12 protein-coding genes and 2 pseudogenes are annotated in these 14830 nt (G+C 42.9%); 5 read left to right on the top strand and 9 right to left on the bottom strand.

Annotation, left to right across the window (positions count from 1 at the left end):
- Positions 1–595: 595 nt before the first annotated feature.
- A complete protein-coding gene (locus JJQ94_RS19980) occupies positions 596–1732 on the top strand; it encodes a hypothetical protein (protein WP_099030526.1) in 1137 nt (378 codons plus the stop codon).
- 109 nt (positions 1733–1841) lie between these two features.
- Positions 1842–2372, top strand: a complete 531-nt coding sequence (locus tag JJQ94_RS19975) for a hypothetical protein (RefSeq protein WP_141557608.1) — start codon at positions 1842–1844, stop codon at positions 2370–2372.
- Between the two features lie 35 nt (positions 2373–2407).
- Here the strand turns inward: JJQ94_RS19975 and JJQ94_RS19970 are convergent.
- A pseudogene (locus JJQ94_RS19970) lies at positions 2408–2695 on the bottom strand (ISAs1 family transposase); the annotation flags it as partial.
- A 62-nt stretch (positions 2696–2757) separates the two neighbouring features.
- Between JJQ94_RS19970 and JJQ94_RS19965 the strand changes: the two are divergent.
- Positions 2758–3836, top strand: a protein-coding gene (locus JJQ94_RS19965) for an IS3 family transposase (RefSeq protein ID WP_442960328.1) whose coding sequence is annotated in 2 segments (ribosomal slippage) — positions 2758–3010 and positions 3010–3836 — 1080 coding nt in all. Because the reading frame shifts where the segments join, the coding sequence is not laid out codon by codon here.
- 40 nt (positions 3837–3876) lie between these two features.
- On the opposite strand, the pseudogene JJQ94_RS19960 reads toward JJQ94_RS19965, so the two are convergent.
- Positions 3877–4698: pseudogene (locus JJQ94_RS19960) on the bottom strand (ISAs1 family transposase); the annotation flags it as partial.
- A 402-nt stretch (positions 4699–5100) separates the two neighbouring features.
- Between JJQ94_RS19960 and JJQ94_RS19955 the strand changes: the two are divergent.
- Positions 5101–5466, top strand: coding sequence for a hypothetical protein (locus tag JJQ94_RS19955; protein WP_099030077.1), 366 nt, complete (start codon positions 5101–5103; stop codon positions 5464–5466).
- A gap of 164 nt (positions 5467–5630) precedes the next feature.
- Here the strand turns inward: JJQ94_RS19955 and yghU are convergent, their stop codons facing one another.
- The 3 genes from yghU to JJQ94_RS19940 all read right to left on the bottom strand — a co-directional run bounded on the left by yghU (position 5631) and on the right by JJQ94_RS19940 (position 9970).
- Complete coding sequence (yghU, locus tag JJQ94_RS19950) at positions 5631–6503, bottom strand: glutathione-dependent disulfide-bond oxidoreductase (protein ID WP_099030078.1); 873 nt, start codon at positions 6501–6503, stop codon at positions 5631–5633.
- A 208-nt stretch (positions 6504–6711) separates the two neighbouring features.
- On the bottom strand, positions 6712–8550 hold the full coding sequence (locus tag JJQ94_RS19945) for a S8 family serine peptidase (RefSeq protein ID WP_099030079.1): 1839 nt from the start codon (positions 8548–8550) through the stop codon (positions 6712–6714).
- Positions 8551–8791: 241 nt separating this feature from the next.
- Positions 8792–9970, bottom strand: coding sequence for a multidrug effflux MFS transporter (locus tag JJQ94_RS19940; RefSeq protein WP_099030080.1), 1179 nt, complete (start codon positions 9968–9970; stop codon positions 8792–8794).
- Between the two features lie 163 nt (positions 9971–10133).
- Here JJQ94_RS19940 and JJQ94_RS19935 point away from each other — a divergent pair, with 163 nt between their 5' ends.
- A complete protein-coding gene (locus JJQ94_RS19935; RefSeq protein WP_039493837.1) occupies positions 10134–10604 on the top strand; it encodes a hotdog fold domain-containing protein in 471 nt (156 codons plus the stop codon).
- On the opposite strand, the gene JJQ94_RS19930 is transcribed toward JJQ94_RS19935, so the two are convergent.
- From JJQ94_RS19930 to hppD, 4 genes are all read right to left on the bottom strand, one after another.
- Positions 10601–10996: a bactofilin family protein gene (locus JJQ94_RS19930; RefSeq protein WP_099030081.1), complete on the bottom strand. Its 396-nt coding sequence runs from the start codon at positions 10994–10996 to the stop codon at positions 10601–10603. The genes JJQ94_RS19935 and JJQ94_RS19930 overlap by 4 nt on opposite strands.
- A gap of 37 nt (positions 10997–11033) precedes the next feature.
- Positions 11034–12116 (bottom strand): M23 family metallopeptidase, encoded by a 1083-nt coding sequence (locus tag JJQ94_RS19925; protein ID WP_099030082.1) that lies wholly within the window; start codon positions 12114–12116, stop codon positions 11034–11036.
- A 142-nt stretch (positions 12117–12258) separates the two neighbouring features.
- Entirely contained in the window at positions 12259–13572 is a 1314-nt protein-coding gene (gene fahA, locus JJQ94_RS19920; protein WP_099030083.1) for a fumarylacetoacetase, read from the bottom strand.
- Positions 13573–13704: 132 nt separating this feature from the next.
- Complete coding sequence (hppD, locus tag JJQ94_RS19915; RefSeq protein ID WP_099030084.1) at positions 13705–14751, bottom strand: 4-hydroxyphenylpyruvate dioxygenase; 1047 nt, start codon at positions 14749–14751, stop codon at positions 13705–13707.
- Positions 14752–14830: the final 79 nt, after the last annotated feature.

Below are 14830 nucleotides of genomic sequence, written 5' to 3'. Positions count from 1 at the left end.
CACAAGCAACTTATTCCCCCCTTCATCACACCCGAAAAGCATAAGCCGATATGCAATGTGCCGACAGGATGTCGGCCAAGTCTTGTCAGGCACAAGGACGTGCCTTACAAGACGGTTGCACTATATCGGATTAGGGTTTGAGGATTGAGTGTGATGCTAGGGCGACGTTTTCTTGGTTCGTTCTTTTTCGTCGTTTAAAAAGAATGAACGAGAAGCGCATGGATGCGCTTTGATATTAGCCAAGGAGGGTATGTTTGATTATGGCTGCTTTGTAAAATCAAGTAGTTAACCTGCTTAATTGCTCAGGCTAACAGCCTCTGTACGCGTAAAAAATATAATTGCTTATTAAGACAAATTTAGGTGTAATGAATACATAATAAGCGCTGAGCGATGCAGGGAAAGCTTACATAACACTAGCTAAGCTGATTACACTAGCTAGGAAAGTGAGAGCCTCCAAAAAGCAAATTCCCTTAGCATAAATAACACCAACTCTGACAACATCGAGCGGGTAGCAGCTCAGTCCAACAAGCGATTATGCAACACAAACTGCGTGTCGCATAAATACTAAAATGTTATATTTCTTAAGGATGCATCGGTGGCAAACTATATTAAACAAAACAAAAATGATGTAGATGGCTGGTTTGATGCTGTAGTCAATAATGGCATTCTTTTTCTTAACTCTTCAGTTAATAATCTACCATCGTCTCCCAAGAGTTCTCTTATTGATTTGTACACTGCAATAGAGCTGTTTTTTAAAGCTAGATTAATGAAAGAGCACTGGTCACTTATCATTTCAAAACCTGAATCAGCAGATAAACAAAAATTCGAAAGCGGTGACTTCCATTCAGTTTACCTAGAGCAAGCTCACACTCGTTTGAAAAATATCTGTGGTGACAAAATAAAAAAAGAGGCTATGGATAATTTTAAAGCCCTAGGTGAGCATCGAAATCAGATCGTACACTTTGCTCATACTGGGTTTGCAGGTAAAGAAACCGAAGTGGTTATTGAACATTGGGCATCATGGTTTCATTTACACGAACTGCTTACCAATAATTGGTCAGAAATATTTGAAAGCTATCAAGATTCGATAGATAAAATACATATAAAAGTTAAATTAAACCATGAGTTCCTCAAGGCGAAATTTGACTTAATTAAAGATAAAATTGAGATAGAAAAGAAAAAAGGAAATCGTATCGTCGAATGTACATCATGTGGATTAGAGTCGGCTAAAGTACTTAAATCACATAGCTGGGGTGGAGAAGATATCGAGTGCCTAGTCTGTGATGTGAAAGATCTAAAGTTAAAGTCAATCCAAACTTCAATACCATGCTCAAACTGCAATAAAGAAGTTAAGTACTTAATGGTTAAAGATCATAAGTGTACTGAGTGCCAGACTGAATTAACTTCTGAGTATGCGCTGGAGAAATATGCTGAAATATATCGAGAGCAAGACCCTGAAGCTCGCTATGACGATGGAGCCGAGCCATTAGCGTACTGCCATAACTGTCAGCTTGAAGAACCAACAGTACTTAAGCTGGAAGGAATGTGGATTTGTATTGAATGTGAGGATCGTGGCTGGACTGCACTAGACTGTGAAAACTGTGATAGTTTCGTTACTGGAGATGTTGAGACTATTCAATACTTTGCTTGTCATCGCTGCGAAGACGATGTTAGAAAATTTCATGAAGAAGAAATGAAAAAGTATATGGCTGAAGAAACAGGCGAAATATAACAAGCACTTTAAGTCGGAACAAAGACAGCTGGCTTTGTTTCGCTTCGCTACACAGTATAGCCAGCAATTTTTGTCCGCTTAAGTGGGCGTTAGCTGTCTCGGAGAATCGATGTCTCATTACATCTCAATATCAAGGTTAAATGTGCAACTGATGAATCTTGCTAGTCTAGCTATAGCCGGTGAGGATTTATGTCGTAGGTATATGTATAAATCAAATATTAGTATTTACGACAAAGAATCATATTCAAAAACCTTGAAGCTTTCTGTGTCCGAATCTTTAATAGAACTAGCAGTCAAGCTCAGATCATTTGATGAGTTTTGCCCATTCGAACCAGAAAATGATATCGATATCTATGAGAACAAAATTAACAAGGAATCTAAAAATTTAAGATTTCTTTGCAATAAAATCATTCATGCTGATGAAGTTCATTTAGATTATCAAGGCAATAGGAATTACAACAAAGATTTCACTTGGTGGGGTGGTCAAATTACCTTAAGTGGAAACCAAGGTAAGAATAACTGGAATTTCTTTTTTGACGTTGCTCAATTTTGTGATGCAGCAATAGATTTTCTCTATAAAATGCAGCAAATAATCGAAAGTAAACAAACTAAAGCGGGTGATTTGCTACAACACAGCTAACAAGGCAGGGTGAGAGCATACTTCGTTAACGACCATTAACCGAAGATAAGCTCTGCCCTGAATTCATCGTCAAAGCTGGCCCGAACACACTTACCACGTATCGAATCTTTACGGCCTGTGTGCTGTTTTACCAGATTGCGAACGACCCGTCTGAACAGCGCCATGTTTTCCGCGGAAATCGGCTCACTGATCTGGCAAGCATCTTCCTTAAACACGACATCCAGTACCCAATGCTGCTGGTTCTCGATGTGCCAATGGTGGCGGATAGCTTTTTGTAACATCTGTGCATCAGGCTCAACTGAAGTGACATAAAAGTGTAACTCCCCCAAAAAATGAAACAGTTCATAAGTAGAATTTTCCATTAACTAAAATAGGAAAATTTACGATGAGAAAAAGCAAGTTCACCGAAACCCAAATTGTCAGCATGATCAAGGAAGCTGAATCAGGTATTCCTGTGCCAGAAATCTGCCGCAAACATGGTATCGGCCAAAGTACGTTTTATAAATGGCGCTCAAAATATGGCGGGATGGAAGCTTCAGACGTTAAGCGACTTAAAGAGCTTGAAGAAGAAAACCGTAAGCTAAAAGATATGTTTGCAACGCTTAGCCTAAAGCACTCGATGCTTGAGGATATCATCGCAAAAAAGCTGTAAAAACAAGTAGGCGCAGAGCTTGGGTAGAGCATTTAAGAGCTCAATTTAACGTCAGCGTCGCATTTGCTTGTGAAGTGGCAGGGTTAAGCCGCTCAGTTTTTTATTACAAACATAAACGACCGTCAGATGATGAAGTTATCGACGCATTACTTGCGCTGGTAGAGCGCCATCCTAGGTGGGGGTTGCCTAAGCTATTCAAAAGGCTTCGCAATAAAGGTAAGCCGTGGAATAAAAAGCGTGTTGAACGCGTTTATAACATGCTAAAACTAAACTTGAGACGTAAGGGAAAGCGCCGTGTTCCAACAAGAACACCTGAACCATTAAGTGCACCGACACAACATAATGAATCGTGGTCAATGGACTTTATGAGTGACGCATTAAGCTATGGACATCGTTTTAGAACACTGAATGTGCTGGATGATTTCAACCGACAAGCACTGGCGATTGAGGTCGATACAAGCTTAACTTCTGAACGAGTTATTAGAACGCTACAACAAATTATTGCTTGGCGCGGTAAACCAAAGCAGATTAGAGTGGATAATGGTCCAGAATTTACTTCAACGGCACTCGAAGATTGGGCAATGAAAAATGACATCAAGTTGGAATTTATAGAGCCAGGCAGTCCTTACCAAAATGGTTTTGTGGAAAGGTTTAATCGGAGTTACCGTGAAGAAGTGCTAGATTTATACTTGTTTGAGTCACTGCAAGAAGTACGTGAAATCACTGATGAGTGGTTAGATATTTATAATTATGAGCGACCTCATGATTCACTTGGCGATATGACACCAATTGGTTATCTTGAGGCTGCATAAAATTCTACGAAATAGCTGTACTAAATTGGGTGGAGTTACAAAAGTGCGTGTCTATTTTTGTTATCGACTCGGATTTTTTGTGCCTTTCAACCGCGACCAGCGAAGTAAGCCCAGGCCATTTTTCTCTTATCTCTTCAGGCAGATTGTCGGCCTTCAGAACATAAGTGATGCGTGTTTCCTGACGTCCATGACCATTGCTGACTTGTACATCTTCAGGCAAATTCTTTTCTTCTTCAAAGGCTGTTTCAAAACATGAAGTGACTGCTTTATAGAGTGTTTTCTGATTTGCTTTGACCTGAACCAGATAGTCAGCCCCTCTTGAAATCAATGCTGAAAGTGTCGCTTTCTGACAATGTAGTGCGTCTAGTGTGACGATAGAATCTGAAATATCGAGCACATCTAATAAGGCCCTAACTGCCGGTATCTCATTGGACTTATTTTCTACCGTTCGCTGATACAAAGTTAAACCAGACTCACAATCAAAAGCGGACACCAAGTGTAAGTTATCCTCACGCTTTTTACTGGCACCGCGCAGGGTTTTGCCATCAAACGCAATAATTGGCTTACCAGACTGAGAGCGCTGTTCGTTGACCCAACTGAACAAGGCCAAAACCAACGAATCAGTCTCCACTGTTTTAAGAATTCGTGCAATGCTATGTCGCGTTGGAATACCGTGCTTAAATGCTCTGAACTGCCTGAGCCAAGGCAGTTTACTGTGCCCGAACACCTCGATATCTTTCCAGCCTTCACAACCAGATAAAACCGCCGAGATGATAAGAAACAAAACATCAGCAAGATCATGATGTTGATTGATAGAAGAACGCTTATCTTCAACAAGTTCAAGGTGGCTAAATAACGACATAATTAACAAGTAGATAGTGATAATGTGGGCGTTATTAGATCAGAAAAAGACCGGGTGTTAAAGCCTTTTTACAAAGTGTGATCCCGCCGTGGCTAACAAGGCAATCATGGATGGGACGTCTAAAGCTTGGCTGGCGCTCATTCTTCGCGATTATAGCCAAGCATTTATACGCCCCATATTGCGGCGTTAATTCAAAGAGAATTTAAGTGAAATTTCCAGAATTAGAAACATCTCGGTTAATTCTTAATAAGCTATCAAGAGATAACCCCCTTGCTTTGTTAGCTATTTTTTTCTGACGAAAACGTGGTTAAGTTTTACGATATTGAAGCATATAAAACTGAAGCGCAATCATTAGCGCTGATAGACTTTTTCAATAGCCGTTTCGCCGAAAGTAGGTAATCAATGACACGCATGCTGATAATCTATCTACTTGCCTCATGGGGTTGTACTGGTTTAGCTTGGATCAACGGGGCTATTCTTTTATGGGATGGTTTTGATAATGCAGAGTATCGGGTTATTACTTTCGCGGTCGCACTGCTTTTTGGCTTGATCGGTGGCACTGTTTTTGGGGTGGAAAGAAGCCTGCGTAGAATCTACCGATGTTCCTACAATACTTCAGAGGAGCAGGAGAGGTCAAAATCTTCCAGTGCTTGGACACTACTCTATGTATGTCTTATTTTCGGAACGCTTCTCATAGGTGTGATAATGGGAAGCGGTTTAGTCGCGATCGTCGGAAGATTACAAAGTGGATTTCATATCTTTGGGTAAACACTAATGCAGATGTGTTCGACGCTCTAATAAGAAAATGCTGTTCAAAGTGCTAACACCATTCTTTTCTGATACACAGTCAATCGGGTTTGATTAAATCTGATTAATCAAACCCGATAGATAAAGCTAACCCTTGTTAAACCAAGAATTAAACCAAGGTAAGGTTATGGCGCTAGTTTGTCTTGGGTGCTGGTTTCAAAGTCGCTGGCGTCGTGTCTTTCATGAAGTTGCTCATGAGGTTCTCCCCATGTTTTATTTACCATTTTTCCGCGTTTGACCGCTTCTCTTGAGGCGATGAGTCCAGCCCAGCGGATCACGTGTTCATAGCCATTGACGTCTAAAAACTCTGCCGCATCATATAGGTGTCCTTGGGCTAGCACGCCATACCACGGCCAGATTGCTATATCCGCGATAGTGTATTCATCGCCACAAATATATTCTCTTGTGGCTAGGTGTTGATTCAGTAAGTCCAGTTGGCGCTTCACTTCCATCGTGTAGCGGTTGATTGGATATTCGTAGTGTTCTGGTGCGTAGGCGTAGAAGTGACCGAACCCACCACCAAGTAGTGGCGCAGCCCCCATTTGCCAAAATAACCAGTTGAGGCACTCCGTGCGTTTTGTGGGGTCTTGAGGAATGAACTTTTGGAACTTTTCAGCTAAATAAAGCAAAATTGAGCCAGATTCAAAGATTTTGGTAGGTTCATTGGTGCTGGTATCTAATAACGCGGGGATCTTAGAATTTGGATTAAGTGCAACAAATCCTGAGCTAAATTGCTCACCTTCCATGATATTAATTAAAAAGGCATCATATTCTGCTTCTTTTACCCCGGCTGCTAAAAGCTCTTCTAGCAAGATAGTCACTTTCACGCCGTTTGGAGTCGCGAGGGAGTAGAGTTGTAACGGGTGTTTGCCTTGCGGTAGGGACTTTTCGAATCTTGCGCCTGCAGTAGGGCGGTTGATATTTGCGAATTTACTACCATCGCCACTTTGCCATGGCCACTGCCAAACTTTAGGTGGGGTATAACCCGATGTACTCATTTCATGAACTCCTTCTGTGACTGTCCATATCCATTATAGAGTGTAGAAGTGAAATGGAAATGAACAAATCTCTATGGGCAAAGGCTTACTCGTTTTATCCAGATCTTAAGAGGGATCTGAACAAGCTATCAACAAAAGATGGGGGAGAGTAGTAGAATAAAAAAATGCCGATCAAAAGACCGGCATTCTTGAATTGGTTGGTTGGGAGTTAAAACACAACAGTTTGTGTTGCTGAACAGGCCGCAGTGCTACCTTGTTCGCACACTTGGTAGCCGTATGTACCGCCGCCTTTAACACTGATGATGTCTGTATGACTATTATCATTGCTAGTTGTGACAATTTTACTACCGTTGCGATAAATATCGACTTGTGACGTGCTTGCACCATTCCAGCTTAAGTCAACATAACTGTTACCTTTTTGCTTATAACCCGAAGCTGAAAGCTCAACGCTTGTTGTGTTATCACCGTCACCTGAACCTGTACCACCGCCAGCACAACCATTAGCGGTTAAGTAAGCGCTCGCATCTGCTGCTTTAACGATACCGTAACCAAAGTACACGTCTTTACCTGCAGCGCCAGCATCTGCTGCGGTTGCTTTTAATGCACTACGGATTTCTTCACCAGTACACTCTGGGTGGTTAGACCATACCAGTGCTGCAAGACCTGCAACAGCAGGAGTTGCCATTGACGTGCCGCTCATTAAGCCATAATCACTCGTACCAATGCTGATGTTCGCGTTTGTAGCTGCCATCAACGCAGTGCGATCTTCAAATGCAGCGCCAACCGCTGGGATTGATGTGCTGTTAGTATCACCTAAAGTGCCGTATAGCATGCCAGCTTCATTATTTACGATAATCGCACCGATACCACCAGATGCTTCACAGTTTGCTACTTTATCGTGGAATGAAATATTACCACGGTCAATTAGGCACACCTTACCGTTTGCAGCACCATCAGTTGCTTCAGCGGTGCCCATAAAGTAAAGCGAGCCTGAAGCGTTACCACTGTTTTCCATTGCTGAACTTGCAAACGCCGCACCGTCAGCGGTCATGCTTGAAGAAGTCGCCATGTCTGCTGGGTAAGTTGAAAGTGTATCAACACCGCCTGCAGTTACCTCTACACAAATATGCTCGTCGTTAGTCGCGCGCTTTCCACGGCCAGAAGTACAGCTTGGGTACTGAGAAAAGTCTGCAATTTGATTATCTGCATCGTTTGCACCGATCATCATTACTGAAGGATAGCCTGCAGGATATGAACGAACATTGTTGCCATCGTTACCAGCTGCCGCAACCACTAAGCCACCAGCATTACGGAAGTTTTCAAATGCGTTTGATTCTGTATTGTTTGAGCCACCACCACCCAAACTCATATTGATGATGTTTGCACCTGCTTGTGAGCATAAGTTTGCTGCGTGAGCAAGGTCAGAAGAGTAGCCCCAACCTTCTGCGTTAAATACTTTAATAATGTGCATTGGCACGCCAGGTGCCATGCCGATAACACCAATATTATTGTCAGCAGCACCGATAGTACCGGCTACGTGTGTGCCGTGTGGGCCACCATTTTCATACCAATTACCTGTGCCGCTGTCATTGTCACCAGTGATATTACCCCAAATGAAATCGGGGTTTGATTGGTCAAGACCTGAGTCAATCACACATACTTTCATGCCTGCATTCGCATCGAAAGTAAGTTGATCAGCTTGTGATTGGTACACCGCATAAGGCGTAATCTGTTGCTGCATTGGGTTGCCTGCGTCGTCGTTATAAATCCCCATTGGGTAACGCTTTTGGTCTGCTTCAACGAGTTTGATGTGTGGGTTGTTTAATAAGCCCTTTACTTGACTAAGATCTTTGCCAGTAAAAGTTGCAGCGAAGAAGCCATCGCCATCAACGTGCAGCTCAGCGCCAAGCTTTTTAGCAAGTGCTTTTACGACGCCTTTTTTCGAATTATCGACCTGAATGATGTATCGATCGTCAGATGCCTGTGCTTGTGACATAGCGCAAGCGCCAGCGATGAGTAGTGCCCCAGTTAACTTGTTTAATTTCATTGTTATTTTCTCAGTTACATTGCGTGAATATTGTTGTTAATAAAAACTAACAACTTCTTAACGGTGGTTAGCATATAACCAATAACAAGAACTCGTAAAGAGTAAATTATGCAGATTTGTGGAATTAATAAGAATATTTAATTACTTTGATATAATGTATGGTTATGACAGGACGTCTAACCATACATCGTAGTTATTAATAAAGGAACTGTACTGATAATTGCTATTATATCAATTACAATTAAGCTGCACTGTGAAGCTGGTGACGATGCTTCGTAGCCAGCAATAGCAGGAAAGGTAGTGCGAGTAGTAAGTGCAACGCGAGTTGAATAGGGGCATCCAATGCCAGTGGTTGCGTCATGGTTGCAAGCACCCCTGCGCCACTCATCTGTAGTACCCCAATCAACGCTGAAGCCGTTCCAGCTTGTTTAGCAAACCCAGATAACGCTTTACCTGCCGCTGCTCCAATCGTAAACGCAAAGCCGACTGATGCCATATACATAGGCAGTACAAAATGCGCTATTTCAGTTTGTGGCAAAGCCAGTAACAACAGGCCGCTAAAGCTAAAAACGGCGAGGCCAAAGGTAAGCGACTTCTGGCTATTGCGCTTGATGAAGTGGGGGGCAATAAAACTTGCGACAATACTCAGCGCCGCATTGCCAGTAAACCAAAACGTGAAGTCGGAAACACTGCCGCCCATTTTTGCCATGATCCACCCCGGAGCCGAAATCACAAATACGAGCATTGCAGCCATACCAAGCATCGCTAGGGCGGCATTGTAAATGAAAGTCGTACTACTGAGCATCGGCTTAAAACGTCTCAAATCTAGGATATGACCGCTGTAATGCGTATCTTCGGGGCGAGTCTCTTTATATATAAGAGAAACCAAGATGAGGCCAACAATGGCAAAGCCAAACAAAAAGCTAAAATTACTCTGCCAACCAAATTCGACGGTTAGCCATGCACCTAAAATAGGCGCTAACGCCGGGATAAAACATACAATACCATTGAGGTAAGTGATCATTTGGCCACTGCCTTTGTGTCCAAAGCTATCACGAACAATAGCAAAAGCGCTGACGAAAGTGGCGCAAGCGCCCAGGCCTTGTAGCACTCGAGCTACCATCATGAGCGGCCAAGTGGAGACTGTGCTTGCCATCACGGCGCCAAGTGCAAACAAAACGATTCCAACAAGTGCGACTGGCTTACGGCCATATTTATCCGCAAGCGGACCTGCTATCAATTGTCCAAGACCCACAGCTAACATATAAATACTCACTGTTTGCTGAATTTGGCTTTCTGATACTTGAAGGCTGGACTGCATGTCCACAAACGCAGGTAGATAGAGATCGATACCTAAAGGGCAAAAGATAACAAGTAAAGCGAGAATAAAAATCAGTGCTTTTGAATTTGATTGGGTCATGGCGTCTCCTTTTGGCCGTTATTGTATTGTGGAGAATGAGAAAAGACAGGACAAAGCGCCGATTTAGCAAATTTTTAAGATATTTTATTCGCTGATAATTGTAGACGGTTGATTAACTGGTCAGATGTGTTAATTTTAAGCAAAATCATTTTAGAAAAATCTTATGTCTGCACCACTTTTAAAAATTTATAAAAGGATGAGTTGGTTGCCATTTGGTAAATGGATGTTCAGTAAGGCGGTATGTCGTAAGGCTCCTTACTTTGGCACCATTAAGCCTAAAATCACACAATTGAAGCCCGGCGTTTGTAGGGCCACAATTCGTAACCGTAAAGCCATTCATAACCACATAGGTACGGTTCACGCTATTGCACAATGTAATCTTGCGGAGTTGTGTGCAGGAGTCATGACAGACGCAACCATCGACCATAAAACCCATCGCTGGATCCCAAAGGGGATGTCAGTGCAATATTTAGCTAAAGCCGAGACCGATCTGCATGCCGTGGCGCAAATAGAATACCCGCGAACATGGCAAGATAAAGAAGAGCTAGTTGTACCGGTGGAAGTTTTTAATACTGCGGGAGAGAAAGTGTTTCACGCCGACATTAACATGTATATCAGCGCGAAAAGATCTTAATTGTTTACAGTTTGATCGTCAGCAGAGTCAATTGCCGTGACGTTATTGGCTCGCTCGTTACGGTGCGTCAGTTTACCATCGACATGCGCACCAGCTTCAATCGTTAGGGTTTCGTGTTCGATGTTGCCAAATACTTGAGCGCTAGGAAGCAGTGTGACTTGCTTGGCCTGAATATCACCTTCTACCTTACCTAATATCGTCAGTTCATTGGCTTGGATATTACCTTGCACTAAACCCTTATTGCCGATGATTAGTTTTTCGATGTCGAGGTTACCATGGACGGTACCATCTAATTGCAGCTCACCTTCACAGACAATATCGCCCGTGACTTTAGTGCTTTGAGCAATAATAGCCGGGACGTCGTTTCGTTGGTTTTTAAAAGAGTTAAACACGAATTCCTCGCTACCGCAGCGCAATTGCAATTAGATGTTACTTATTGAATGCGCGAGCGATTTTAATTGGGTTTAGGTGTTTTTTACCTTGAATCACTTCATAGTGCAAGTGTGTCGCTGTACTTCTTCCTGTGCTACCCATTAATGCAATTACATCACCTTTATTGATTTGCTGGCCTTTTTTTACCTTTATGGTGTGAAGATGACCATAGCGTGTGGTGATATCATTGGCGTGCTCAATTTCGATAAAGTTGCCATAGCCGCCATTTTTCCCCGCTCGTTTAACGGTGCCAGAAGCTGGAGCTACGATCTGTGTCTTGTGCCAACCTGCGAGATCGATACCTTTATGATAGGCACGGCGGCCAGTGATTGGGTCTTTACGAAAACCAAAAGCACTAGAGACATAATATTTTTCCTGAGCGACAGGCAATGTGTCTGGCAGTTGGCCGATCATTGTCGCTAACTGCGCATAAACAGCGTATTGGTCAATGGCATTAATAAAGCTGGCTTCTACCAATTCTAAGTCGGCTTGGAAGTAGGGACCACCTTGTGCTTCTGAGAAGTCAGATGATAATTGTAATCCCGCACTGTCGATGGATTCTTGCATCGCTGCAATTTCAGCGCTGAACGATTGCCCAAGTTGTTCGCTGAGCTGTCGTTGTTGGATGAGTAGGAGACTGGCTTGTGGAGCAAATTCGACTGTGGTGCTTGGTTGTGAGCTATCGAGGTCTGTCGGTGTTTCTTCTAGCTCGCCTTCTACTACGTTGTCGTTAGTCGTTTGGGTCGAGTCAAGCAATGACTCAAGCACACTGTGCTGTTGTGACAGTTGGTCAAGCATGCCTTTTTGCTGCGCTAATTGCGCTTGAAGCTGTGATTTTTCTATTTGCCACTTGGCTTGCAGCTGCGCTAAGTTTTGTTGTTCTTTAGTAAGCTTGTCACCGTTTTCTTGTAATTTGAGTGAGGCATTGGCTATCCAAATAGCGACAGCGAGCAGAATCAAAATCGAGCAAGCTTGAACCCAAGATGGTAATTTCAACATCTTGACAGTTGCGTCTTGACGAACAATTAATTGAGTCGGCTTAAACAGCTTTAGATATAGGCGCTTGAGTACTTGCAACATTCAACCTCAGATTTAAATCAGCGCTACACTCTAACAATTTTTAGTCAAATTTCCAGTTTTTAGAACTAAAAAAAGGCATGAAATCATCATGCCTTTGATTTGAAAGTAAATAAAATTGCGATTAACTCACGAATAATTGCGATTATTTTGCTGGAAGTACAGTGCCTTCAACAGAACCAAAACCAATACGGTTATAGCCTTGGGCTTCACACCAACCACGCATAATTACTTTATCGCCATCTTCTAGGAACTTACGCTCTTCGCCGTTCTCAAGCGTGATAGTTTCTTTACCACCGCGTGATAGTTCGAGTAATGAACCCGCTTCTACATGCGCAGGGCCTGATTGCGTGCCTGAGCCGAGCATATCGCCCGGTAGGAAGTTACAGCCATTCACAGTGTGGTGTGTAACCATTTGCGCAACCGTCCAATAGCTATGTTTGAAGCTGGATTCAGACAGTTTGCTTGGTTTAGCGCCTTCGCTACGCATTTTTTCAGTCTCTAGTAAGACATCCATGCGAATATCAATAGCACCAGACTCGCGGTTTTGCGTTGATTCTAAGTATTCAAGTGGCTGTGGATCGTTTTCATCACGGTGCCATTGAGTACGGTATGGTGCAAGTGCTTCTGTGGTTACAACCCAAGGAGAAACCGTTGAAGCAAAGTTTTTCGCAAGGAATGGACCTAATGGTTGATATTCCCAGGCTTGCAAGTCACGTGCAGACCAGTCATTGAATAAACAAAAACCAAAAACGTGATCTTCAGCGTCTTTAATTGCGATAGAGTCGCCAAGTTCATTACCTTTACCTAGGTAAATACCCAGCTCTAGCTCGTAGTCTAGACGCTTACAAGGGCCGAATGACGGCGTATCTGCATCGGGTGCTTTGGTCTGGCCTTTAGGGCGAGGGAAAGTTTGACCAGATACACCAATAGACGATGCACGGCCATGATAACCGATTGGGACCCACTTGTAGTTTGGCAGCAGAGGGTTATCAGGACGGAACAGGCTACCTACCGCTGTTGCATGGTAGATTGAGGTATAAAAATCAGTGTAATCACCAATGTGGCAAGGTAGAGCGTATTCTACGTCATCCTGTGCGACCAATGCGCCTTCAAGGCTTGATTGCAGCTCAGAACCTTCACGTAATGCGCGAGACAGGGCTAGTCGAAGTGCTGACCAGTACTGTTGGCCCATACCCATAAATTCATTTAATGCTGGGGCATTTGCAGCTTCGGCTGCCTCTGCGGCGTCGCCTGAAAATAGGTTAGCGTTAACAACTGCGCCAAGGTCTAGTACTTGATCGCCAATCGCAACACCGCCGCGAAACTCTTCATTACTGTTCTTACGACGAAATACTGCAAAAGGTAAGTTTTGAATAGGGAAATCAGTTCCAGCCGCATTCGCACTAGCTACCCAACTTGTTAATTGGATGTCGTGTGTTTCATTAATTTGAGACATTGCCTTTCCTTTAATTTTGGCTTTCAACTTGAGTTATGGTCAAAAGTGAAAAACTCAAGTCGTAATAGCAATTTGATAAACCACAAAAAGCAGCTATCGCTAGCTGCTTTTTTATTAATTTGATATGTGTGTTTAGATTACACCACGGCGCTCTTGGTCGCGTTCAATCGACTCGAATAACGCTTGGAAGTTACCTTCACCAAAGCCGCCATCGTCAACACGTTGGATCATTTCGATGAAGATTGGGCCAAACAGGTTTTTAGTAAAGATTTGTAGTAGGTAGCAGTCTTCGCTTTGGCTATCTACTAGGATTTGGTGCTGCTTGATCTTTTCTTTATCTTCTTTAACCCATGGCACACGGTCAAAGATAGTGTCGTAGTAGTGATCTACGATATCTAAGGTGGCAATGGTGCTCTTGTCTAGTTTATCTAGTGAGCCAACCAAGTCGTCAGTCAAAAATGCTAAATGCTGTACACCTGGACCATTGTACTCATCTAAGTACTCATCGATCTGGTTATTGTTGTCGTCTTTGCCTTCGTTGATTGGGATCGAGAAGGTGCCACATGGTGACTTAAGTGCATAAGAAAGCAGCGCCGTTTTTTGACCTTTGATGTCAAAGTAACGAACTTCAGTAAAGCCAAATACGTTTTTATAGAAGTTAGCCCAAGTTTCCATCGTCCCTTTGTAAACATTGTTTGTTAGGTGATCGATGCGCTTAAAGCCTTTGTCTTCAACAACCTTTTGCTCTTCTAGGTCAACGAAGTCTTGCTCGTAGATTGACCCTTTATCACCAAAGTTTTCGATGAAATAGATAAGGCTATCGCCAATACCGTAAATCGCTGGGTATGGTAAGTCTTTGTGTGTTGAATCAGTCGCAGGTTTTGCACCACGCTCAACCGCAGTATCAAACGCCTTTTGCGCATTTTCTACACGCCAGCCCATAGAACAAATTGCCGGGCCGTGGCTTTTCGCAAACTGTGCTGAGAAGCCTTCACGCTCGTTATTCAACAGGAAGTGAATATCGTGCTGGTTGTAGTAAACGATATCTTTGTCTTTAAATTTCTTTAGTTTTGAGAATCCAAAGTCAGTGAATACCTTATCCATGTAATCAGCGTCTGGTGTTGCATATTCTGTAAACTCGATGCCGACTAGGCCTAGTGGATTATTTACTTCACTCATTGTTTTACTCCCGTATTAAGCACTGGGTGACTTGTTAGTATTTATGACTGGATGATTAATCAAATTACTGCAAAGGGGA

The sequence above is a fragment of the Pseudoalteromonas sp. GCY genome (assembly GCF_016695175.1).
Lineage (GTDB): Bacteria > Pseudomonadota > Gammaproteobacteria > Enterobacterales > Alteromonadaceae > Pseudoalteromonas.
Note: the sequence above shows the minus strand (reverse complement) of the source record. Positions and strands in the feature narration are given on the sequence as shown.

Coding starts and splice junctions, on each gene's coding strand:
- JJQ94_RS19955 (WP_099030077.1), top strand. CDS start 5,101: ATGACACGCATGCTGATAATCTATCTACTTGCCTCATGGGGTTGTACT.
- yghU (WP_099030078.1), bottom strand. CDS start 6,503: ATGAGTACATCGGGTTATACCCCACCTAAAGTTTGGCAGTGGCCATGG.
- JJQ94_RS19940 (WP_099030080.1), bottom strand. CDS start 9,970: ATGACCCAATCAAATTCAAAAGCACTGATTTTTATTCTCGCTTTACTT.
- JJQ94_RS19925 (WP_099030082.1), bottom strand. CDS start 12,116: ATGTTGCAAGTACTCAAGCGCCTATATCTAAAGCTGTTTAAGCCGACT.
- JJQ94_RS19945 (WP_099030079.1), bottom strand. CDS start 8,550: ATGAAATTAAACAAGTTAACTGGGGCACTACTCATCGCTGGCGCTTGC.
- JJQ94_RS19935 (WP_039493837.1), top strand. CDS start 10,134: ATGTCTGCACCACTTTTAAAAATTTATAAAAGGATGAGTTGGTTGCCA.
- hppD (WP_099030084.1), bottom strand. CDS start 14,751: ATGAGTGAAGTAAATAATCCACTAGGCCTAGTCGGCATCGAGTTTACA.
- JJQ94_RS19975 (WP_141557608.1), top strand. CDS start 1,842: ATGTCTCATTACATCTCAATATCAAGGTTAAATGTGCAACTGATGAAT.
- fahA (WP_099030083.1), bottom strand. CDS start 13,572: ATGTCTCAAATTAATGAAACACACGACATCCAATTAACAAGTTGGGTA.